Genomic DNA, 22,900 nt, shown 5'->3' with positions numbered 1-22,900 from the left:
ATGTCAGGATTCTCAATCGACGATGTCCGCGAGACGTTCACGACGGACATCACGAACTTCCTGGGTCGAATCGAAGAAGCGGCACGAGCGCTTCTCGCCTCCCCGTCGCTCGACCAGACGTCGCTGAAGGACATCAACGGCGCGCCGCTCTTTGAGAAGGTCGGCGACTTCGCGCATGCCGTCAGCGGCACCTCGAGCCTCGTTCAGGCGAACTCGCTGGCCGAGAGCGCCCGGATGCTCGAGCATCTGGCCGGCAAGGGCCTTGAAGAGGTCCGCGCCATCGAGGCTCACGCGAAGGAGGCGCGGCGCATCGCGCAACATTGCGCGGAAGGCGCCACCGAGATGCGCGCCATGCTCGACCTCGAGCTGAAGCACGACAGCGACGAGGCCGAGTGGCTCCTCCTCGCGTTTCGCGACAAGCTCGCCGACGTCGTCGGCGCACCGTTCGCCGAGAAGGTCGAAGGGCCCGCCTACGACGCCGAGGTTCGCGCGAGCCTCGCCGCGTCGGCCCCCGCCTCGACCGTCGACCCGAACGACGTCAGCGCCCCGCCGTCGCAGGCGCCCGTCTTCGACGAAGAGCTTCAGGTCATCTTCCGTGAAGAGGTCCGCGAGTCCGGCGAAGCGCTCGCTCGCCACGTGCAAGCGTTCATCGATGATGCCGACAAAATGGTCGCCGCGGGTCACATCGAGCGCATCCTCCACGGCATCAAGGGTGGCGCTGGCGCCGCCGGCTTCCCTGAGGTTCACAAGCTCTCGGAGCAGCTTCGCCGCAACTTCGAGGGTGTCATCATCGGTTCGACGAGCATCACGCCGGCGTTCATCGAACAGCAGATCCGCGACCTCGAGCGCATGCTCCACATGGCCGGCGCGCCGCGCCTCGGCGTCATGTACGTGGCAGCGCCCGCCGAAGAAGTGACCGACCTCCCGAGCGAAGAGCTCGAGGTCGTCCCGGAGGGCGAGCTCGACACGATGTTCCACGACGAGGCTCGCGACCTGTTGGTGCCGCTGCAGGGCTACCTGCAGAAGTTGCTCGAGAACCCCAAGGACGAGTCGTCGTCGAAGAGCGTCGAGCGCATTTTTCACACCCTCAAGGGGAGCGCCTCGTTTGCCGGTCTCAGCAACGTGAGCGAAGCCGCCTCCGAGCTCCAGGCGCGCATGATGGGGGTCGTCGAGCACACGACGCCCGTGACACACGGGTTCCTCGAGCAAGTTGCCCGCGACACGAACCGAATCTTGCGTCAGGTGAACCTGCCGGAGATCGCCGTCGCCACGAGCCGCGGCGAAGAGTTCTCGTTCGCCGAAGAAGAGCCGGGGCCGCCGCCGTCGCGCGCGACGGGGCCGGAGCCGATTCACGCCGTGCAGCATCGCGAATTCTTGGAGCAAGCCAAAGGGATCCTCTACGGCGTGCAGGAGTGCGTGAGCGCGCTCTCGGTCGATGCCACGGACCTTTCGGCGGCGCGCAAGCTGGAGCGCATGTTTGGCGAGCTCAACGTCCTCGCGCAGAAGAACGACCTCCCGCAATACGCGAGCGCCGCCGCCGATTGCTCGAAGATGATGAAGGACGTCGCCGACGGGCGCCTCGATGCCGGGGAAGACACGCTGGCGGCCTTCGCCCTCGAGTCCAACAGCCTCCTTCGCAAGGTCGACCTCAAGCCCATCACGCTTTCGCCGCCGCCGATGTCAGGTGACAGCCCGAGCGGCGAGGAAGGCGCGGAGTTCTCCTTCGCCGAGGAGTCGCCGAGCGGCGAAGAGTCGGCAGAGATCGACAAGGAGCTTCAGGCGATCTTCCAAGAGGAAGCCCGCGAGCTCGTCGTCGCGCTCCAGGGGCACTTGCAAGCGCTCCTCGCAGACCCGACCAACGTGGCCAGCGCCGACCACGTCGAGCGCATCTATCACACGCTCAAGGGCGCGGCCGCGACGGTCGGCCTGAAGGAAGTCAGCAAGATCGCCGAGAGCCTCCAGAAGCGCATGGAGGAGGTCCTCGAATCGGGCACCGACGTCGACGAGCAATTCCTCAAGAACCTCCTCGGCGACACGCGTCGCTTGCTCAAGCTCGCCAACCTCCCCGAGCTCGACGTCGCGAAGTCCCCGAAGGAGCCCGCGTCGGCCGCTGAGCCGCCGAGCGAAGTCGGTGACGCGAAGAAGTTCTTCATGGAAGAGGCCAAGGAGCTCTGCGAGCGAGCGGGCCAATACTTGGACGAGCTCGCCAAGGCCGCCGACCCTCGCGCGCGCGAAGTTCGCGGTGAGTTGGGCAAGTTGTTCCACCGGCTCAAGGGTTCGGCGCTCGTCGTCGCCGAGGACGCCATCGCGACGGAGGCGGCCCGCCTTCAGTCGCTCGCGAGCGCCGACAAGACCTCGGCCGCCGTTCTGCAGCGCGGCCTCGCTCGCGTGACCCAGCTGCTCCAGTCGGAGCGTGCCGAGGAGCCGTCGTTCTCCAGCGCCGCGGCGAAGAAGCCCGCCAAGGCGCCTCGCGTGAAGGAAGCCGTCGTGCGCGAGCGCGTTCAGCTACCCGCCGAGCCGGACCTCGTCGACGCCTTCAACCAGGAGTGTTCGGAGCTGCTCGATCAGCTCGATCGCGCCATCCTCGCCCTCGAGGAGACGAACCAGCCTAAGGCCGCCATCGAGACCTTGATGCGCCTTACGCACACGCTCAAGGGCGCCGTGAACACCATCGGTCTCGGTCCCACGGGAGCGATCCTGCACCGCGTCGAGACCTTCCTCGAAGGCCTCATCGAGGCGACGATCCTTCCGTCGATGAAGGCCGTCGCGACCTTCCTCTTGGAGGTGCAGCAGGACGTTCGCCGCAACCTCCGGCAGGCCGCCGACGGTTATGTCGAGACCTCCATCGCGCGCGTCGAGTCGCGCATCGGGAACGTCCTCGCCGGCAGCAAGGCGGCCTACGAGCCCGTCAGCCACACCGGTGGTTCCAGCGTCAGCATCATCAACGTCGACACCGGTGGGGGCAGCGGCGACGCCGAGTCGCTCGCGCCGGGCGCGCCAGCCGACGCGGCCGATCGTCGCTTCATCCGCGTTTCAACAGAGCGCCTCGACGCCCTCATGAACCTCGCCGGCGAGCTCGTCGTCAGCCGTTCGCGGCTCATGAGCCGCATCGACGTCTTGAAGCAACTGCAACTCGAGCTCGGACGCAGCCGTCGTCGCCTCATGGATACGGTCGAGTCGTTCCGAGAGGAACACGAGTTCACCTATCGCCGCCCCGGCGAGATGCACGCGGCCTACCAGCAGACGGTCGCCCAACTGGCGAACCGGCCTGCGGAGGGCGCTGCCACAGCGCTCGCGAAGCTCACCTCGGAAGATCAGATGGGCGCCTTCAGCGACGCCGAGCTCGACCGCTACGACGACGTCAACGTCCTCGCGCGAAGCCTCGCGGAGATGAGCAACGACTTCAACGAAATGTACGGCCAGCTCTATCGCGAGCTCTCCGCCTTCGCGGCCGACTCGGAAGCGCACGGCAGCATCGTGACGGGCATCCAGAGCGAGGTCACCCGCGCTCGCATGGTTCCCCTCGAGTTCCTCTTCCAGCGCCTCCGCCTCCCGGTCCGCGACGCCGCGGCCCGCGAAGGCAAAGAGGTTCGCGTCGTCACCTCCGGTGAAGACGTCAACATCGACAAGACCATCGCCGACGCGCTCTTCGGTCCGATGCTGCACCTGGTGCGCAACGCCGTGGTGCACGGCATCGAAGCGCCCAACGCGCGTCAGGCCACCGGCAAGAAGGAGACGGGAACGCTCACCCTCGCCGCACGGCAAGAGTCGGGGCAGATCGTCCTTGAAGTTCGCGACGACGGCAACGGCCTCGACCTCGCCGCGCTGCATGCCAAGGGCGTGCAGATGGGCGTCATTCCCGCCGAGACCTCGGTCAACGACCAAGTCGTCAAGGACCTCGTGTTCGCCGCGGGCCTCAGCACCAAGGCGACCGTTGGTAACGTCGCCGGCCGCGGTGTCGGCGGCAACGTGGTTCGTCGCGCCGTCGACCGTCTCAACGGTTCGATTCGCGTCGACACCATGCCGGGTAAGGGCACCGCGTTCTTGGTCACCTTGCCGCTCACGCTCGCCATCACCAAGGCCCTCTTGGTGTCGAGTCGCGGTCGCTCGTACGCCATCCCGCTCTACTTCGCGCAGCACATCCTCGATGCGGAGGAAGGCGTGATCGTCGAGTCGGCGGGCATTCGTCGCGTGAAGCTCGACGAGACCTACGTCTCGGTGCTCACGATGGACGAGCTCTTCGGCGTCACGGATCGCTCCAGCGCCGAGAAGCGCGGGCCTGTCATCGTGCTTCGCGTCGGTGACCAGCGATTGATGCTCCAGGTCGATGCCGTGATCGGCCAAGAGGAGATCGTCGTAAAGAGCCTCGGCGACCTGCTCACGGGTCACCCGGTGCTCGCCGGCGTCACGATTCGCGGTACCGGCGAGCTCTCGCTCATCCTCGACATCCCCGGCGTCGTCGAAGCCCACGCAGGCCGCGCACTCTCGGGTGGCGGTCCGCGCTTCCAGCCGACGACGACGAGCCTCGAGCGCCCGAAGAAGGCCACCCAGCTTCGGATGCCCGCGGTCCAACGCAAGGTGCGCGTCCTCTTCGTCGACGACTCGCTCTCGGTCCGCAAGATCGCCGAGAAGGAGCTCACGAACCTCGGCACCGATGTCACCACCGCCGTCGACGGTCTCGACGCCATGTCGAAGCTTCGCGAAGGTCACTACGACCTCATCTTCACGGACCTCGAGATGCCGCGCATGCACGGCTACGATCTCATTCGTGAGCTCCGGTTCCTGCCGGCGTACCAAGACCTCCCGATCATCGTCGTGTCGAGCCGCTCGGGGCAGAAGCACCAAGATCAGGCGCGCGCGCTCGGGTGCACCGACTACCTGACCAAGCCCTTCAACGCCCGACAGCTCGAGGGCGCTCTCGAGAAGTACGGACCGAAGAAGAAGCCCGTCGGCGCTCAGGGCGCTGGTGATGACTCGCAGTCGCACTCGCAAGACTCGGGTGACTCGCAATGACGGCGTCGACCTCCAGCGGTGGCGCAAGCCTCTCGACTTGGGGCGGCGCCCAACCCGACGCGGATAAGGCTGAGCTGTGCGTCTTCCTCCAGTGTGGGGACTTTGTCGGCGCGCTGCCCGCCCAGTGGATTGATCGCCTCGTTTTGCCGATCCAAACGCAGACGCTCATCGTTCCGGCCGAGGCTGATGCAGAAGAGCTGTCTCCGGGCCTCCTTGAGGTCGCTGGTCAACGTTACGCGTCGTGGCAGCTCGGCGCGCTGCTGGAGCTGGATATCCCGCAAATCGCCTGGGTTCTCCTCCGTGTACCCCACCTCGGCTCAGAGGTGCCCATGGCTGTCGGCACCGGAGAATGCTTGTTCGTAGCTCCGCTCGGTGCGACGATTCCGCTGCCCCCTGGTGTGTTCCGTATTCGGCCCCAAGCGCTAAGCCACGGCTTCCCGTCCTCCCAGCTCGGCGATCGAGCAGGGCCGGGAACTCAGTCTGCCGTCGGCTTGGTCCTCGACCCCAGTCGTCTTTGGACGACGAGCGAGCTTAGCGCCTCGGCCGCGATTCTCTCCGGAGCACGCCAGAAGGGAAAAGAGAGATAATTGAACGATGACGAGGTCGTCAGCCCCTGACAATTCGCCGGTGCCTGAGGATGGCCCGGCGACCGTCCTCGTCGTGGATCCTGACGGTGTCTCAAGACGTTTCGTCGAAGGCGCCCTTTCGAAGGCGGGAAATTTTGCCGTTGAGACTGTCGAAGACGCCGCCGGCGCCATCGATATCCTCCGCAATCAGCTCGTCGACCTCATCATCACCGAGACCGACCTCCGCGATATGAACGGGGTTCAGCTCGTGCGCCGCTTGGCGCAAGAGAGCCGCCTCCGGAACATCCCTGTCGTCTTCCTCTCCGCCGACAGTCGCGTGACCACGAAGGTGCTCGCACTGCGTGCCGGCGCCGACGACTTCCTCGTCAAGCCCTGCGATCAGGCGGAGCTCGTGGCCCGCGTCGACGCGCAAATTGGGCGCCAGCGGCGCGTCCGCGACGCATGGCGACGCCGCGCCTACAACCTCGCCGGCGACTTCTCCGCCATCGCGTTCCCTGACCTCGTCGTTATCCTCGAGATGGGGCGACGAACCGGCACGCTCGCCGTTGGCACCCGCCGCGCCGTCGGCGAAGTCTTCTTCAACGAAGGCCGCGTCGTTCACGCGGTCTACGGAAATCTCGTGGGCTCCGAGGCGTTCTTCAAGCTCATGGCCGAGGGCCAAGGACAGTTCGAGTTCTTGCCCGGGCCCTGCGAAGTGACCGTCGACTCCTTCACCATCGAGGAGTCCGTCACGGGCCTCATCATGGAGGGCGCTCGCCTCCTCGACACGGAACGTCACTCGCAACAGCTCACCGGCGCTCCCGTGCGCACGACGCATCGACCGCCGCGCCCCTCGCTTGGCGGCGACGCCGAGCTCGTGTCACCGCTCACGCCAACGCGCCTCGTTGCGGCGCAGTTCGAGCTCGGCGTCGGCGATGGCTTCACCCTCGGTGAGCTGCGCCTCTTCACCTACGAAGAGCTCGCCAAGTGGACTCGCGTCGAAGGCGGACGCGACCGACTGCACGTGCTCTTTCTCGCCGATCTTGCCGCCGGTGTCTCCGCGATGCTCTCGATCGCAGCGCCGCCGACGGAGAAGTGGGTCTTGGGGAGCTTGTCCGAGAAGAGCAAGGCCTTCGGCCTCTCCTTCTTCCTGCGTCACGAACGCCTCGTCGACATCGTGCTCGTCGACGTGCGCAACCCCAACGCGTTTCGGGCGCACCTCCACCGCGTCCCTTCGTTCGTGCTCATCGCGCCGCCCGACGGTGACTTCCTCGCCGTGGGCACCAAGGCGCGCGTCGACCTTGAAGGCTGGCTCCGCCACTTCATCCCGCCGTCGACGCTGTGGGTTGGCAATGCGGCGCTCGAGGGCAACGTGAGCGAGCTGTCGGCCATCCAGGACGGCGGCTCCGCCGTGCGCGTGGTGCAAGGGGAGCTTGGCGTCGGCCACGCCGAGCTTCGCAACCTGCTGGTCGACGGCATCAAGCTCTGGGGTCGCGGCGCGAGCGGAGCGAAGACGTGAGTCAGCAAGGCGGAAATGGCGCGGGCGGGGTGCCGCCTGCCAGGCCGGAGGAGCGAGGCATGGATCCGAACATTCAAGGCGGCGCCCGGGCAGCCATCGAACGCGTCTCGCAGCCGCTGGGCACGGAGCAAGAGTCCGGCGGCCAAGACTCGGTGGAGTCGCTCGGCGAGTCCGTCGACGAGTCGCAACGGATCGAGGGGAGCCTGCACGGTCTCTTTCGTTCGGACATTGTCCGCCCGCGTGAGGTGACGCTCGCGGCGCTCCTGCCCATCGACCCTGTCCTGCCGACCGATGCCTTCGTGCTGCCCGCGTCGACCTACTCGCCGGCGGAGGTGCTCACGGCAGCGCCGCCGGTTACGCCGGAGATGCGGCCCAAGAGCATCGCATCGCTGGCGCGTCGAAAGAAGAAGGCAACCGACAAGACGCGCCCCCGGACCGCGGTCGCGCCCGTCGAGACGGACCTCCCCGGCGTCGGCGCGATCATCGACAAGTACCGCATCGAAGAGCTCCTCGGGACCGGGGGCTTCGCCGCAGTCTTCCGCGCGACCCACCTGCTCTTGCACATGCCTGTGGCCTTGAAGCTTCTTCGCTCGAAGGTCGTGCGAAAGAACCCCGAGCTGGCCGACCGCCTCTGCGAAGAGGCTCGCTTCGCGGCGAAGATCAATCACCCCAACGTCGTTCGCGTCTTCGATGTCACGCACACGAAGAACATCACCTACGTCGTCATGGAATACATCGAGGGCCGAACGCTCTCGAAGGCGATCTCCAGCGACGGTCCGCTGCCTCCCGCAGCGCTCCTGCGCGTCGCGCTCGACGTGGCCGTGGGGCTCAAGGCGGGCCTGGCGCAAGGCCTCATCCACCGGGACATCAAGCCCGCGAACATCATGCTCGCCAAAGACGGCATGACCAAGATCGTCGACCTCGGTCTCGCCACTCCGACGACGATCGATCCGAGCTCCCTCGATCGCGTGCGCCGCACCGTCGTCGGCACGCGCGGCTACATGGCGCCGGAAGCCGTCTCCCAGCCTGACAAGGTCGACTTCCGGGTCGACGTCTACGCGTTGGGCGTCACGATGCTGCACGGCGCCACCGGCAAGCCTCCCTTCTCGACGGAGCGCGACCGCACCACGGGCCGCAAGGCGCGCTACGAGCCGGTCACCATTCCCGACACGATCCCGGGCTACGCGCACGAGTTCGTCGACGTCGTGCGCTGGATGCTCGACCAAGAGGCCGGCAAGCGCCCCGCGACCTACGATCTCCTGATCGACCGACTCCGCAGTCTCCAGGCGAAGCTCGGCAGTTAAGGCGAAACGCGCCTCGCGCGGGCGCCGCCGGCCGGAGGCGGATTCCAAACGGCAATCTAAGTCGCGGGCGTCTCGTCCCAGAGGACGAAGCGGTTTCGCCCCGCGTGTTTGGCTTGATAGAGCGCGTCGTCGGCGCGGCCCACCAGCGCGACGCCTTCTACGCGCTCTCGGCCGTCGTAGAGCGCAGCGCCCACGCTCACCGTGATCGCGACCGGCACGTGGTCCGCCGCCGTGATCCTCACGGCCGCGGCCGCCGTCGTCAGCCGATCGCATAAGGAGGTGAGGCCCGCCGTCGTCTGCTCCCGCGTGAGGATGACGATCTCCTCGCCACCGTAGCGAAAGAGCTCGTCTTCGCTCCGCGTGGCGTTGCGAAAGGCGGCCGACACTTCTGCGAGGACCTTGTCGCCGATGGCGTGGCCGAAGCGATCGTTGATGCTCTTGAAGTGATCGAGGTCGGCCATCAGGACGCCGTAGGCGCGGCCGTGACGAAGCGCGAGCGAGTGGGCTCGCGCGAGCGCTTCATCGAAGCTTCGGCGGTTGCCGAGTTGCGTGAGCGCGTCGGTCGCCGCGATGCGCGCCAGTTGTTGATTGAGGCGTTCGAGCTCGCGGTGCTTCTCCACCAAGTCATCCTGCAAGAGCAGGATGCGCTGACCGACCGCCATCCGCGCTTGCAGTTCGAGCGGATTGAAGGGCTTGGAGATGAAATCGTCGGCGCCGGCGCTCAGCCCTTGCACGATGTGATCGGCGTCTTTGTAGTTCGTCAAAAGAAGCACGTAGACGTAGGTCGAGCCGAGCTGCGTACGAATCCGTTTGCAGAGTCCTGCGCCGTCGAGGCGAGGCATCTCCCAGTCGGTGATGACGAGGCGAGTCTCTCGCTTCTTCACCTCCTCCCAAGCGTCTTCGCCGTCGGCGCACGTCGTCACCTCGTAGCCCCACTTCCGCAGCGTGCCGCTGAGCAGGAGGCGTGTGGTGACGTCGTCCTCGACGACAAGCACCTTCATGGACTCGCCACCCAGGTGCGAAGCTCTCGTTCAAGAGCGGTCCAGTCGCGGTGTGCGCGATCGAGCAGCGGGTCGATGGCGTCCTCACGCTTGTCGCGGGCCGCGTGTGAGAGATCGCGAAGGCCAGCGGCCATGGAGCTGGCGCCGAGGTTCGCCACGGCGCCCTGGAGGCCGTGGGCGAGGCGCTGCACGGTCTGCAGGTCGTGCGCGCCGTAGGCGTCGCGCAGCGTGCGAAGCTGTAGCGGCGCATCTTCGAGGAGAATGCCAATGGCCTCCTTCAAGAGGTCAGCGTCGCCGGCGGCGCGCGTCAACGCTTCGTGGAGAATGAACGCGGGCTTGCTGTAGTCCACGACCTCCGGCGCTGGCGCTGGCGCGGGCGCGGGCGGCGTTTGGGGAGGGGGAGGGGGTGTGTCGGCGATCTTGTAGTCGTGAAGCGTCGACTCGACGGTCGGCTCGGGCGCTGCGGGCCGCGGCGCTTGCGGTCGGGCCGGAGCCGGCGGCGCCGGCGGTCTGGGGGCCGCAAACCTTGGGCGGCTCGGCCTTGCGCGCCGCCGCCGGTAGCGGCGGCGGACCGAGCCTCGGCGCGCTGGGCACCGGAGGTGGTGGCGGCCCGGGGCGCGGCGGCTGCGGCTTCGAGGAGCGAGGCTCGTCGTGGGAGGTCCGTACAACCGGGGGCAGCGACTGCGAGGACGCTGGCGCGGGAGGCACGGGTTGGGGAGCGCTGCGTGGCGACACGTGCGGCGGCGCCGGAGTCGCCGGACGCGGGGCCGCCGATGCGCTCACGGGGGAGGTGCGCGGCTGCACCGACGGCGGTGCCTGATGCCCCAAGGAGGGCGCTGACGGCGGCGGCGCCGGCGTGAAGCTCGCCGGCCGGAGTGACGGGAGGCGCGGGGGCGGCAGGCCCTTGATCGCTGGCACGCCGCCATGACTCTTCGTCGGCACCGAGGCTGGCGTGGCGGACTCGGGTCCGTCCGCCAGCGACTCGCCGCGTCCCTTGCCCCACCGCTCAAGGGCCCCGGCGAGCTCCTCGGACCGAATGGGCTTGGTGAGGTAGTCGTCGCAGCCGGCGTCGAGGCAACGCTCGCGGTCGCCCTTCAGCGCCTCTGCGGTCATGGCGATGATGGGAATATGATCGCCCGTCGTCTTCTCCAGGGCACGGATGGCGCCGGTAGCCTCGAGGCCGTCCATCTCGGGCATCTGCACGTCCATCAAGATGACGTCGAAGCTCTGGGCCTTCATCATCTCGACGGCCTCGCGACCGTTGACGGCGACCGTTAGCCGGTGGCCCATCTTCTCGAGGAGCAGCGTCGCGAACTTGCGGTTGACGGCGTTGTCTTCGGCCAAGAGGAGCCGCAGCGATCGGGTGAGCCGCGGTGGCGTCGACGGCTTCGGGGCCGCCGCCGCGGCCGGCAAGCTCGGGGGCTGAGACGAGGTCGAGGGCGCTGCCGTGGGGTGCGCCCGCGGCGCTGTTCGTACGTTCGCGTCGAGCGCGAGGAGGATCGCGTCGAGCAGGTCCGAGTGTTTCACCGGCTTTCGCAGCGACGAAGCGATGCCGAGCTCGCGCCACTTCGAGGCGTCACCGCGCATGCCTGACTGGTTGAGGAGGATGAGCGATGTGCGCGCGTGGGCTGGCCGAATCCGGATCTGCTCGGTGAGCTCGATGCCTGACATGCCCGGCATGTCGCTGTCGATGAGCACAATCTCGAAGGGCTCGCCCTCCGACAACGCACGCTCCATGTGCGTGAGCGCCGTGGCGCCGTCTTCGACGACAAAGACGCGCGACGCAAACTGCGTCAACATGTCCTGGAGGATGGTGCGTTGCGTGGCGCTGTCGTCGACGACGAGGACGCGCGTGCCGCGGACCCGCTCCGCGAGGGATGGCGCATCACCGACGCCGGTGTTGGCCTGGAGGCCAAAGTGCGCCGTGAAGTGGAAGGTGCTCGCCTTGGTGGGCGTGCTCTCGACCCAGATGCGGCCCTGCATCATCTCGACGAGCTTCGCCGAAATGGCGAGACCGAGGCCTGTTCCGCCGTAGCGCCGCGTCGTGGTTCCGTCGGCCTGTTCGAAGGGCTGGAAGATGACCTTCTGCTTCATCGGGTCGATGCCGATGCCGGTATCGCGTACGGCAAAATGGAGGAGCACCGAATCTTGACGCTGCTCCTCGACGACGACCGAGACAACGACTTCGCCCTTGTCGGTGAACTTGATGGCGTTGCCGATGAGGTTGACGATGATCTGCCGGAGGCGCCCCGGATCGCCGATGAGGCCGTCGGGGACGTTGGGGGCCACGTGGGCGCCGAGCTCGAGGCCCTTCGTCGAAGCCTGGATCGCCAGCGCGTTCATGACATCGCCGAGGGCGTAGCGCAGGCGATAGTCGATGGGATCGAGCTCGAGCTTGCCCGCCTCGATCTTCGAGAAATCGAGGATGTCGTTGAGCAGGTAGAGCAAGGACTCAGCCGACGTCATGACCGAGCTCAGAAGGTCTCGCTGTTCGTCCGAGAGGTCGGTCTTCAAGACGAGTTCTGTCATGCCGATGATGCTGTTCATCGGCGTGCGGATCTCGTGGCTCATGACGGCGAGGAAGACGCTCTTGGCCCGGTTGGCGGCCTGCTCGCGCGCGGTCTCGATGTCCTTCTTGTGCAGCTCCTCGCGAATCGCGCGGTTCTCGTCTTCGAAGTGACGACGCCGCACCTGCGCGCGCACGCGACCGCGAAGGACCTCCGCGTCGCTGGACTTCGCGATGTAGTCGTCGGCGCCCGCGTTCAGGCCCTCGATGATGGCTTCCCGCTTCTCCGTCGCCGTCAGCATGACGACGGGGACGTTTCGCCACTCGGGTGTCTGCTTGATGATCTTGCAGGTCTCGAGACCACCGAGCCCGGGCATCATGCGGTCGAGCAAGACGCAATCGACGAGCTCGCGGCCCAGGCGCTCGAGCGCGTCCTCGCCGGACGACGCCATGAGCACGTCGTAACCTTCCGCCGTGAGGAGCTTCTTCAGCGAGTACCGGTACGTCGCGCTGTCGTCGACGCACAGGATCCGCGCGGCCTTGTTGGCGCCCTTGGCCGGTCGCTCCGATGCGACTTGCTGCTGCGCGCGCACCGACGAAGGGCCCGCGGCCGAGGCCGGCGGCATCGAGGGTACCGGTGCGGGCGCGGGACTTCGCGCCAAGGGCGGCAGACTGGGGCGGGCTTGCGGCGCTGTCGTGCCGCGCTTCGGGACGATAACCGGCTGCGCCGGTCTCGGTCGCAGCAAGCGCTCAGCGGCCTCGACGACGTCACCACTCGAGAGCGAAGGCTCGAGAAATGCGATCGGCGACAGCGATACGCCGACGGAGCTGCCCTTGAGCTCGTCCTCGCGGCAGAGCGCGATGATGGGCAGCTTCGCCGTTCCCGGCATCGCGCGCACGAGGCGCAACAAGAGCGCGCTGTAGCCGTCGGGGAGCTCGTGCTCCATCACGAGGACATCGAAGCGATTCTCGGAGACGGCTTCGCACCCGGCGCCGACGGTGCCGCAGCTCGTGACCACGAAGCCCGCGGTCTCGAAGGCGAGCGTAAGGTCCATCGCGTGGGTCACGTTGCCCACCACGATCAAGACCTTCTCGCGTCGTTCCGGACGAGCTCCGATGCCGCGTGCCATCGCCCCTAGGTTCTTCCTCTTCGCCGCCGGCGAACGGTTGTCGCGGCGCCCACTGCCGCAGAACCCGTAGCGTATGGAAATCTGGGACCCCGCGTCCACGAACTGACGTACCCGGGGCTGACGATCCGTTCAGGCCAGCGAGCCGGGGGGGGGCGAGCGGCTAAACCGGCTCGCGACCCTTGGTGGCGTCGTCGTCGGCCACGGCTGCGAGGCCTGCGAGATCCGCGAGGCACACCGGATGGAACGGCGGCCTCGGCGTGATGGGCAGGCCAGCGGAGCCACCGCGCGCTGCGAGGAGCCCAGCGCACAGAGCGACGCAGGACTTGCCCTGGCACCAGCCGGTCCCGAAACCCGTGTAGCGCTTGAGGGACTCGAGATCGTCGTGGCCGCGCGCGATGGCCTCTTCGAGCTCGTGAAGCGTCACGTCCTCGCAGCGACAAACCAGCGTTTTTCCCACGGCTCAGCCTCCGCGGTACTCGCACCGCGCGTCGCACGTCTCGAAGACGGTGACCTGGGCGAGCGACGGCAGACTCGGCAAGAGCTTGTCCCAAATCCACTTGGCGAGGTTCTCGCTCGTCGGGTTCTCCAGGCCGGGAACGTCGTTCAAGTAGTTGTGGTCGAGCACGTCGTGGAGCGGGCTCCAGAGCTTGTAGAGCTCGCCAAAGTCGAGAAACCAGCCGGTCTCCGGGTTCACGGGGCCGTCGACCGACAGCTCAACTTTGAAGGAATGGCCATGAAGCCGCATGCACTTGTGCCCCGGCGGAACCTTGGGGAGGTAGTGGGCGGATTCGAAGCGGAACTCGTGGACGAGCCTGACGTTCATCGATTGAGCGGCCACAGTTGCACAAAAAGCGAGGCTCCGGTAATAGTTCGCCCCCGCTTTTTAGGGCCCCGTCCGGGGCCGCTCGAGTAACCTCCACGCACCGCGCTCCTCGGAGCCGCAATCAGAAGGACGCGCCATGTTCCTCATGCTCTCGAAGAAGCCCCGGAAGACGAACCGCTCCAAGACCAAGCGCTTCCGCGCCAAGGAGAAGGCGAAGAACAAGGCTCGCCGTGCGCGCCTGTTCGCCTGGAAGAGCTAGAGCGCTCCAGTCCGCGCTCCTCGCGCGACGTCGAGGGCCGAGCAGACAAACGAAAAGAGCCGGTCCCTCGCGGAGCCGGCTCTTCGTCGTTTTGGCTTCGAAGCCCTATCGCAAGCAGCCTCAGCCGCCGCCGCCCTTTTTGAGCTCCGTGAGGACGAGCTTCGCGATGGCCTTGAGCGTGTCGAAGACGCCTACGCCGGTGCGCGCAACGGCCTCGAAGTCGGGCACGTTGGTCGTGTTCAGCATCTGGCGGAGCTCTTCGACGGTCACGGCGTTCGGGAGGTCGCGCTTGTTGTACTGCACGCAGTACGGAATCTTGTCGAGCGAGTAGCCCTGCTCCGCGAGGTTCGTGCGCAAGTTCTCGACCGACTCGAGGTTTGCCTCGGTGCGCTCGACTTGGGAGTCGGCGACGAAGACGACGCCGTCGACGCCCTTCAGGATCAGCTTCCGCGAGGCGTCGTAGAAGACTTGCCCGGGCACCGTGTAGAGGTGAAAGCGCGTCTTGAACCCGCGGATTTCACCGAGCGACAGCGGCAGGAAGTCGAAGAACAGCGTTCGCTCCGTTTCCGTCGCGAGGCTGATCATCTTCCCCTTCGCATCCGGATTGGTGCGTTCGTAGATGTACTGGAGATTGGTGGTCTTTCCGCAAAGACCGGGCCCGTAGTAGACCAACTTGCAGTTGATCTCCCTGGCCATGTAGTTGATGAAACTCATTCCATTCGTTCCCCAGTCTAACCGGCTCCCGCCTGGACCTCCAAAAAGCTTGCCCAGCGCACCGGCCCACTAAGCCTCCTCGCTTTCGCGGTGGAGGCCGAACCGGCGGGCTTGGATCAGTCGCTGAAGAGGTTGTCGATGTCCTCGTCGCTGATCTCCGCGAAGGGAGAATCGGCGGGTTCTTGGGCCTTCTTGAGCAGCTCCTCGAAGATTCGGTTGAGCTCCTCGCTGGACTTCTTCACGCGGAGCCGGACCAGGCCCAAGCTCGAGCGGGAGTCGAAGATGACGACGAGGATGACCCGGTTGCCGACGAGCTGGATGTGGATGTTGGCCTTCTCGCCCTCGTGGAACTGGGTGGCGAACTCGTTCTCCTTCAGGAGCTTCGCCATGCCTCCCGTTGCCGCCACGTTGCCTGCCGTCAGTGACGCGAGGCTCGTGGTGTCCACGTGATCGATGTCACCGCCAGCAGCGATGAGTTGCCCATTCTTGTCGACGATGAAGACGACCTTGGCGTTCGCGTCGCGAACCAGTCGGTCGACGACCGCCTGGATCTGATTGAACTCCTCCTCGTACATCACCATCTGGGGGTTGACCATCTTCGAGCCTCCGCCGCGCGGTCTCCTCGCCCCGCCGGCCTATCCTCGCGCGACTCCCGCCGCCGAGTGTTCGTTTCAAACGTCTCGTCGTGCGTGGCCCGCTCTCCACGTGAGGGGAGGAGACGAGCGACTTGGTCCGACGGGAGCCTCGTTTCTATCTGAGGACCACAAGCTGCACAAGCATTGGTTCGAGCCGAAGAGCGCTCCACGACGCCTACGGTCGAATTGTCGGCAACGAGGGTGGCGACCGAAGGAGGAAGAAGGCGGCGGGGTCTGCGGCTCGCGCCGGCCGCCGGAAGCGCCGCGGCTCGAAGCAAGATCGCGCGTGCCCACCGGCGAGGCCTGTCGTACTTTGGCGCACCCCGCGATGGTACCGAAGACAGGCCCGTCCGCCCGGTGCTCGTTCCTTCTTCCGGTGCTCCTCTTCGTCGGCGTCGGGTGCTGCTGCGACGGCGCGCCTTCGCGTCGGCAGCCTTCGGTCGCAGTGCCCCTTCCAGCCGTCGCCGCCGAGGTCATTGCCAAGGTGCGGTGCCAGGCCGACGGCGCCTTCCCGCGAGAGCTGCCCATCGCCGAAGCCTCGGGCGCGGCGCTGCTGCCTGCAGGTGCTCGGGACGCCGAGGTGCTCTTCGTCGTCTCCGATTCGGGCAATGACGGAGCTCTGCTGCGTGTGCCGCTCTCGGGAGTCGCCGACGAGCGGAAGCTCGAGGCGGGCAAGCTGCCCCTCGGGGACCTTCGAAGCGACGACGTTGAAGGCGTGGCTGCGCGTGGCGGCGCGCTCTACACGCTCACGTCGTCCGGCGTCGTACGCCGCTTCGCCTTCCACGGCGAGGCGCTCGTGGCGACGGGGGCTCCGTACGTGATCGGACCACCGCCCCACTCGTGCCCGCGACTCAACGACGCGAACTGCGGCAAGAATTGGGAAGGCCTCTGCCTCCGCGCCGAGTCCATCACCGCGCGTTGCGCCGGCTACGCGGCGAGCAAGACAGACGGTGCGCTCCACTGCGTCGTCGAGGAAGGTGGCCACCTGCGCATCGATCCGCTGAAGCCGGCGCTCGCCCTCGCGCTTCCCGACAAGGCGCTCTCGGACTGCGCCTTCGGCGCCGCTGGCGGAGCGGCCGAGCGGACCCTCGTCGTCACGACGAACGTCCACGGAGGTTCGAAGAGCTACGTCGTCGACGAGGCGAGCGGCGAGCTCGCTCGCATCGACGTCCCCGGTCACGTGACGAACGAGGCCATCGCCATCGACCGAGGCGGCGCCCTCTACCAGCTGATGGACGACAACCACGCGCCCAGCGCAGCGTCGCGCCATGTGTGCACCGGCTGGTGAAGCTACCGCGCACTTTTCGCGCAGTTTGCGGCAAAAGATTCATCGCGGGCGGCGTGAGCGCGCCCACGCCACGCCGCCTGAACGGTCTACCATGGCTTGATGTTCAACTCAGCCAACCTCGAGCACTCCGTCGACAAGGCGACCTTTGAAAAGGAAGCGCCCAAGCTCCGCGCGGCGCTCCTCCAAGCTCAATACGATCTCGCCGATGCAGCACGCTTCCCTCTGCTCATCGTCATCGGCGGCGTCGAAGGCGCCGGCAAGAGCGAGACGGTGAACTTGCTCAACGAGTGGATGGATCCGCGGCTGCTCTCGACGACGGCCTTCTCCGAGCCTTCCGACGAAGAGGCGGAGCGTCCCGTCATGTGGCGCTATTGGCGCACGTTGCCACCGAAGGGACGCGTGGGCATCCACTTCGGAGCGTGGCACTCGGCGCCCATCGTCGATCGCGTCATGGGACGCATCGGCCGCGCCGACATCGACCAGCGCATCGCTGAGATCCTCCGCTTCGAGCGCATGCTCAGCGACGAAGGCACGCTGCTTCTCAAGTTTTGGTTTCATCTGACCAAGGAGCAGCAACGAAAACGCCTGACGACGCTCGCGAAAGATCCCGAGACGCGCTGGCGCGTCACGGAGACCGACTGGAAGTACTTCCGTCGCTACGATCGCTTCGCGCGTGTCGCCGAGAACTTCACGCGGCACACGAGCACCGGCGAGTGCCCGTGGATCGTGGTCGCGGGCGCCGACGCCCGTTACCGCTCGCTCATGGTCGGCAAGACGTTGCTCGCCGCGCTTCGCGAGCGCCTCGACGAGAAGCCCGTCAAGCGCCTCCCCGACCGCAACCCTCCGCTGGTGCCGCCGGTCGATCACCTGAACGTCATTCGCGCCCTCGACCTCACGCGAGCCGTTTCCAAGAAGAAGTACGAAAACGAGCTCTCCCAGTGGCAAGGCAAGCTCGCGCTCTTGACGCGTCACAAGCGCTTCAAGGAGACGAGCGTCGTCCTCGTCTTCGAAGGCAACGACGCAGCCGGGAAAGGCGGGGCCATTCGTCGCGTCACGGGCGCCCTCGACGCGCGCCTCTACTCGACGGTGCCGGTGGCGGCGCCCACAGAGGAAGAGCGGGCGCAGCCCTACTTGTGGCGCTTCTGGCGTCACATGCCGCGCCGGCGGCGTTTCGTGATCTTCGACCGCTCTTGGTACGGCCGCGTCCTTGTGGAGCGCGTCGAAGGCTTCTGCGCCGAAGCCGATTGGATGCGAGCCTATTCGGAGATCAACGATTTCGAGTCAGATCTTGTGCGCCACGGCATGGTGGTCGCCAAATTTTGGCTCGCCATCGGCAAGGACGAACAACAGAGGCGCTTCAAGGCCCGCGAACGCACGGCCTTCAAGCGGCACAAGATTACCGCGGAGGATTGGCGCAACCGCAAGCGCTGGGACGACTACGAGGTCGCCGTCTGCGACATGATCGATCGAACGAGCACGGCTTCGTCGCCCTGGACCGTGGTGGAGGCGAACGACAAGTACTTCGCCCGAATCAAGATCTTGAAGACCATCGTTCAGGCGCTCGAGCAACGCCTCGAGGGGTAGACGGGCACCGCGACCTCGATCACCGACGGGGCGCCCGGCGGCCCGCTCACTCCACGCGGAATTGAGCGCCGACGCCGACGCCCCAGTTCTCGGTCGTTTTGTCGACGGCGGGCAAGAGGAAGCCCGCCTTGAGGTCGATGGCGCTCGTCACCTGGTAGCCCACGCCGAGGCCCGCCTGCACGTCGGTGCCGCCGCCGGGGCTCGAGATTAAGAGGCCGGTGCGAGGCCCCACCCAGAACTTGCTCGTCGGTTGGATCCAAAGCTCGGCCGGCAAGAGGACGCCGGTGCGCACTTGGTTCGCGAAGACGACGCGCGCGAAGACGCCCGAGTCGAGGCGCAGGATGGAGCCGACGTGGAGGGCGATGGGCGCGCCGCCTCGAAGTGACGGACGGGTGGTCCCCTCGCCGAGCGCTTGCGGCGGGCTGTCGCCGACCGACAAGCCCCCGCGCAGTTCGAGGGAGAACTCAAAGGCGGAGAGGTCGACGACCTGGCTCTTCAGGCGGACCTCCGGCGTGAAGGTCGCGTTGCCGTCGGCGCCGAACGTGCGGTAGTCGGCGAGCTTCGCGTAGTTGTCGGCGGAGGAAAATTTCCCATCGGTGCCGAAGCGCATGCCGAGCGACACGCCGAGCTCGAGGTGTTGCTTCAGGCCGATGCCGATGTCGAAGTTGCCGCCGGCTCCGGTGCCGCTCGTGCCAGGGCCCAAGTCGAAACGCGCGACGCCGAGGGCCGCGTCGACGTCGACCTCCTTGGCGGGAACGGTCTGCCGCCGTTCGACCAACGGCGGCGCCGCGGACGCAAGCCCTGCGGACAGCGAGAGGGCAGACGCGGCGGCGAGGCTCGGGATGATTCGCACGGTGGCTATTTCTCGCATGGAAGTTCGCATCCGTCACGCTTCGGCAAGACGGGGAGCGCGCCGGCGCGCACCAAGAGGCGCTTCGAGAGAGACCACCTGAGCGCCGCCTTCTCGTCGGCAGCGGCCTTCGGGCAGAGCAGCAGCGTCGCGAAGGTGTAGCGATCCATGCCGCGTTCGACGAAGCCTACGAGCCAAAGGACGGCGCGGTCGCCCTCGGTGGACCAGCCGGTCTTTGCGCGAATGCTCGCCGGACCGTCGGGCGTCGGCCACTCTTCGGAGACGAGGAGCTTCACCGTCAAGGCCGCGTGCTCGTCCTTGACGGGAAGCTCGCGGGCGTGGAGGCGGCGTAGGAACTCGACCTGTTCGCGCGGCGAGATGTGAAGGGTGTCATCGAGCCAGAACGTATCGACGGCGCCGCCCATGTTCTTGTCGCCGTAGTCAAAGGCGTTGAGCCAGTGCCTCATGCGCGCCGCGCCGACGCGCCGAGCCACCTCTTGATAGAACCACACGACCGAGTGCCGGATGGCGCTTCTGAGATCGTGGTTTCCGTTCCACGCGGCGATGGCGTGCTCGCGGCCGTCCCAGGGCAGCGAAAAGTGTTCGCCGGCAATGACGCCGGTCTCGAGGCCGATGAGCGTGCTGGCGATCTTGAAGGTCGACGCGGGCACGTGCCTCGTTGCGGCCTCCTCGCCGTTGACGACCGTGCGCACGGCGCGACGTTCGTCGAGCACGACGAACGCACCTTCGACACCGGCCTCCGCGAAGAGCGCGCGCGCCCCTTCGTCGGTTCGTTCCTGTGCCCAAGACTCGCCCCGGTGCGGCGGCGGCGTTCGCCCGAGGGCCACGCAACCGGTCGCGACCGTCAGAGCGCCAAAGAGAACGAGCCGTGCGGCGGTGCGGCGGCGCATCTACTTGCGCCGATAGAGGCTGATGATGGGGACCCCGTCGTGGGCGAGGATGTAGACCGGGCTCACGGTCTCGTACGCTGCCCAGATCGAGTAGTCGACCTCGTTCATGTGGAGCTCATGGTGAACGATCGAGAAGAGCGCCTCGGTGGGGCTGCCAACGCCGCGCAGATCGGGCCTCAGGCGCTTCTCGGCGAGGAGGCGCTCCCAGGATTGCCACGCCGTGTCGTGGATGAAGATGGCGGCGTGTTTCGGCGCGTTGGCTTGGAGCCACGGCCCCAAGCTCTCCGTCGTGTAGCCCCAAAACTGGCGATTGAGGCCCAGGTCAGCCCCGCCCGCCGTGCCACCGACGAGGGGCACGTACGTCGACAGGCCGAAGGGATGCGAGTGGCGCGTGATGAAGAATGGACCCGAGATGGCCGCGAGGGCGAGCGCCCACGGCGCGACCTTGGCGTGGGGCTCCCACCGAGGCCTCTCGGCCATGAGCTGGCGGACGGCGCCACAAGCGAGGGCGAAGCCCCGGCCCGCGAAGAGCGCGAGGAATGGGTAGGCCGGCATCCAGTGCTTGGTGCCGCCGAAGATCGGGGTCTTGGGCAGGAAGAACACGGCGAGCGGCGCGGAGAACGCGAGCGCGAGCAGGAGGTCGGCGGCCGCGTCGTGCGGTCCCGCGTCCTTGCGGCCTTCCTTCGACGCAAAGAAGGCCTTGAGCGCGGTGATGCTGTCTCTCGTGCGGTCGGCGGCGCCCAAGAGGAAGAGGAGGATCGTGACGGTGGGCACCGACGCCAAGATGAGCAGCGGCGCGTAGAGCGGCGGCGACGGCGGTCCGAAGTAGTTCCGGCCCAAAAACTCGATGTTGTAATACTCGTGGTTGACGTGGAAGTTCACGTACTCGGTGACGCGCGCCTCCGTGTCGAACCAGATCCACGGCCAGAGCGCGCGAAAGACCAGCGGCCCCACGGTGGCCATCGCGATGAGGTTCCAGGGCACCTTCGCGGCGGGCTTTGGGCCGCCCATAAAGCCGCGCGCGTAGGTGAAGAGCACGTGCGGCACGAAGACCGCCGGCAAGATCCATGCGTTGTGCTTCGTCTCGAGGGTGAGCCCGTAGACGACGCCGGCGGCGATGGCCCAGGCGAACGTTCCCGTCTGGCTGCTCCGATAGAACACGTAGACGGAGAGCAGCCACATCGTGACGATGGGCACGTCGAAACACGCGAGGTGCGCGTTGTAGAAGAGGTGGGGCATCAGCGCCAAGAGCGCCGCCGCGACGGCACCGGCGGGCCGTGAGAACAGCCGCGCGCCGAAGATGTAGGTGATCCACAAAGCGAAGCCCGCCATGGCCATGCCCGGGAAGCGAAAGGCCGTGCTCGCGTCGGCGAAGATCGCGTGCTTCTTGTGGAGGAACATCCACGAGAGCGCGAAGAGGCTCTTCATGAGCGACGGGTGTTCGTGGTTCGCCGACCAATACCGATCGACGACGCCCTGCTCCATGGCGCTCTTGCCGTTCTTGAAGAGCTCCTCGAACCAGCCCGCGTAACTCGACGCCGAGTAGAAGTAGAACCCCTCGTCACGCGCAAACCCGAGACCCCGCGCCGTCGACAAGAGCCACGCCACGAGCACGACGGCGAAAGTCGCCCCGATGACGTGATCGCGCCAACCGATGGCGGGCGGGAGAACCCACCACGAGGAGGCGGAGGTCGAGGTCGAGGTCGAGGTCGAGGTCGAGGTCGAGGTCGAGGTCGAGGTCGAGGTCGCGGTGACTGGGGCTTCTTCGGAGCCCGAGGTCGCAGCCTCGGGTGCGGCGCCCTCCGTCTGTTCGCTCTTCGGCTCGTCCACAGACGCCGCGTCTTTCGGATCGTCGCTCATCGCGTGATCCCTTCAAAGCAGTACATCCGTCGGTTGCCGTTCGGCGCGCTCACTTCGGCGGTCAGATCGCCCTCTTGACCTTTCAGCTCGCTGGTCGGCAGATCGAAGCCCTTCCAGCCTTCTCCGTCACGGTGGATGAGCTTGCCGACGTGGCGCTCTCCGGCCTTGAAGTTGAGCGTGACGGGAGCGCCGTCGGGCGTGTGCTCCGCCTCGACGTAGAGCCCGTGGTGGCCGTGGAGCACGTCGCCGAACTTCACGTTCTTGAAGGTGATGACGACTTCGGCTCGGCCGCCCGGCGGTGGCGCGTAGAGGCAGCGCCTCGCGTCATAGTTGGGGTCCGCCACGATCGAGATGCCGACGATGCCGCCGGCGCACGCGAAGCGCTCGCGAGGCGTGGCGGGGCCGGCGCCGAGCCCTCCGGCGCTGGCGGGGCCGGGCGACCAGGGACACGGCACCTCGCCGCGCGCATCGCGACGGACCACCGTCATGAGCTCCGGAGAGACGTGCGTCAGAAGGTCATCGAGCATCGGGACATACGCTGGGTTTTCGAGCGTGCGAACCGTGACGGCGCCCGAGCGCGCTTCGGCGGCCACCTTCCACCCCGCGAGCTCGCGATCGCGCCCGCCACGGATCGACACTTCGAAGGCGCGCGCATAGCGCGTCGTGTCGGCGCGGCCCATGCGCTCCATGGTCGCCAGCTCGTCACCGAAGACCTGGCGACCGATGGGGCTCGTCCAGCGCGGCGCGAACGCGAGGAGGTCCTCCTTCTTGAGCGACCCCTTAACGATCTCCCGCGCGCCTTCCCAGTCTGACGTTGGGACGACCGAATGCGTTTGGATGAGGTGCGCGCCGAGCTCGACGAGGCCGGCAAGCGGGAGGAGGGCGAGGACCCATATCTTGGGCGAGACCATGCGAATTTGCGCGGGAGCTTATCGCA

At 66.9% G+C, this 22,900-nt stretch carries 16 protein-coding genes and 1 pseudogene; 6 read left to right on the top strand and 11 right to left on the bottom strand.

What is annotated here, in order from left to right; genetic code table 11:
• Genes IPG50_21020 through IPG50_21005 form a run of 4 tightly spaced genes read left to right on the top strand, consistent with a single transcriptional unit; the run spans position 1 to position 8,402 of the window.
• Positions 1-5,013, top strand: a complete 5,013-nt coding sequence (locus IPG50_21020) for an Hpt domain-containing protein (GenBank protein MBK6694667.1) — start codon at positions 1-3, stop codon at positions 5,011-5,013.
• A complete protein-coding gene (locus IPG50_21015; GenBank protein MBK6694666.1) occupies positions 5,010-5,600 on the top strand; it encodes a hypothetical protein in 591 nt (196 codons plus the stop codon). Before IPG50_21020 ends, IPG50_21015 begins: the two co-directional genes overlap by 4 nt.
• Before the next feature lie 7 nt (positions 5,601-5,607).
• Complete coding sequence (locus tag IPG50_21010; GenBank protein MBK6694665.1) at positions 5,608-7,098, top strand: response regulator; 1,491 nt, start codon at positions 5,608-5,610, stop codon at positions 7,096-7,098.
• Positions 7,099-7,157: 59 nt separating this feature from the next.
• Positions 7,158-8,402, top strand: a complete 1,245-nt coding sequence (locus IPG50_21005) for a serine/threonine protein kinase (protein MBK6694664.1) — start codon at positions 7,158-7,160, stop codon at positions 8,400-8,402.
• Between the two features lie 56 nt (positions 8,403-8,458).
• Here IPG50_21005 and IPG50_21000 read toward each other — a convergent pair whose 3' ends face one another.
• The 7 genes and pseudogenes from IPG50_21000 to IPG50_20970 all read right to left on the bottom strand — a co-directional run bounded on the left by IPG50_21000 (position 8,459) and on the right by IPG50_20970 (position 15,431).
• Entirely contained in the window at positions 8,459-9,403 is a 945-nt protein-coding gene (locus tag IPG50_21000) for a diguanylate cyclase (GenBank protein MBK6694663.1), read from the bottom strand.
• On the bottom strand, positions 9,400-9,753 hold the full coding sequence (locus IPG50_20995; protein MBK6694662.1) for an Hpt domain-containing protein: 354 nt from the start codon (positions 9,751-9,753) through the stop codon (positions 9,400-9,402). The genes IPG50_21000 and IPG50_20995 overlap by 4 nt, the downstream gene beginning before the upstream one ends.
• A gap of 652 nt (positions 9,754-10,405) precedes the next feature.
• Positions 10,406-12,211 (bottom strand): annotated as a pseudogene (locus IPG50_20990) (response regulator).
• A 988-nt stretch (positions 12,212-13,199) separates the two neighbouring features.
• Positions 13,200-13,496, bottom strand: a complete 297-nt coding sequence (locus IPG50_20985; GenBank protein ID MBK6694661.1) for a (2Fe-2S)-binding protein — start codon at positions 13,494-13,496, stop codon at positions 13,200-13,202.
• 3 nt (positions 13,497-13,499) lie between these two features.
• Positions 13,500-13,862 carry a 6-carboxytetrahydropterin synthase QueD gene (gene queD, locus IPG50_20980; GenBank protein MBK6694660.1) on the bottom strand — a complete coding sequence of 121 codons (363 nt, stop codon included), beginning with the start codon at positions 13,860-13,862 and terminating at the stop codon, positions 13,500-13,502.
• Positions 13,863-14,241: 379 nt separating this feature from the next.
• Positions 14,242-14,835, bottom strand: a complete 594-nt coding sequence (locus IPG50_20975) for a gliding-motility protein MglA (protein ID MBK6694659.1) — start codon at positions 14,833-14,835, stop codon at positions 14,242-14,244.
• Between the two features lie 116 nt (positions 14,836-14,951).
• On the bottom strand, positions 14,952-15,431 hold the full coding sequence (locus tag IPG50_20970) for a roadblock/LC7 domain-containing protein (GenBank protein ID MBK6694658.1): 480 nt from the start codon (positions 15,429-15,431) through the stop codon (positions 14,952-14,954).
• A 415-nt stretch (positions 15,432-15,846) separates the two neighbouring features.
• Here IPG50_20970 and IPG50_20965 point away from each other — a divergent pair, with 415 nt between their 5' ends.
• Positions 15,847-16,758, top strand: a complete 912-nt coding sequence (locus tag IPG50_20965; GenBank protein MBK6694657.1) for a hypothetical protein — start codon at positions 15,847-15,849, stop codon at positions 16,756-16,758.
• A 99-nt stretch (positions 16,759-16,857) separates the two neighbouring features.
• On the top strand, positions 16,858-18,342 hold the full coding sequence (gene pap, locus IPG50_20960; GenBank protein ID MBK6694656.1) for a polyphosphate:AMP phosphotransferase: 1,485 nt from the start codon (positions 16,858-16,860) through the stop codon (positions 18,340-18,342).
• 46 nt (positions 18,343-18,388) lie between these two features.
• On the opposite strand, the gene IPG50_20955 is transcribed toward pap, so the two are convergent.
• Genes IPG50_20955 through IPG50_20940 form a run of 4 tightly spaced genes read right to left on the bottom strand, consistent with a single transcriptional unit; the run spans position 18,389 to position 22,874 of the window.
• Positions 18,389-19,195 (bottom strand): hypothetical protein, encoded by an 807-nt coding sequence (locus IPG50_20955; GenBank protein ID MBK6694655.1) that lies wholly within the window; start codon positions 19,193-19,195, stop codon positions 18,389-18,391.
• A 5-nt stretch (positions 19,196-19,200) separates the two neighbouring features.
• Positions 19,201-20,103, bottom strand: coding sequence for a class D beta-lactamase (locus IPG50_20950; GenBank protein MBK6694654.1), 903 nt, complete (start codon positions 20,101-20,103; stop codon positions 19,201-19,203).
• Positions 20,104-21,963 carry a glycosyltransferase family 39 protein gene (locus IPG50_20945; protein MBK6694653.1) on the bottom strand — a complete coding sequence of 620 codons (1,860 nt, stop codon included), beginning with the start codon at positions 21,961-21,963 and terminating at the stop codon, positions 20,104-20,106.
• Positions 21,960-22,874, bottom strand: coding sequence for a hypothetical protein (locus IPG50_20940; protein ID MBK6694652.1), 915 nt, complete (start codon positions 22,872-22,874; stop codon positions 21,960-21,962). Before IPG50_20940 ends, IPG50_20945 begins: the two co-directional genes overlap by 4 nt.
• Between the last annotated feature and the right edge of the window lie 26 nt (positions 22,875-22,900).

This window comes from Myxococcales bacterium (assembly GCA_016703425.1).
Lineage (GTDB): Bacteria > Myxococcota_A > Polyangia > Polyangiales > Polyangiaceae > JADJCA01.
Note: the sequence above shows the minus strand (reverse complement) of the source record. Positions and strands in the feature narration are given on the sequence as shown.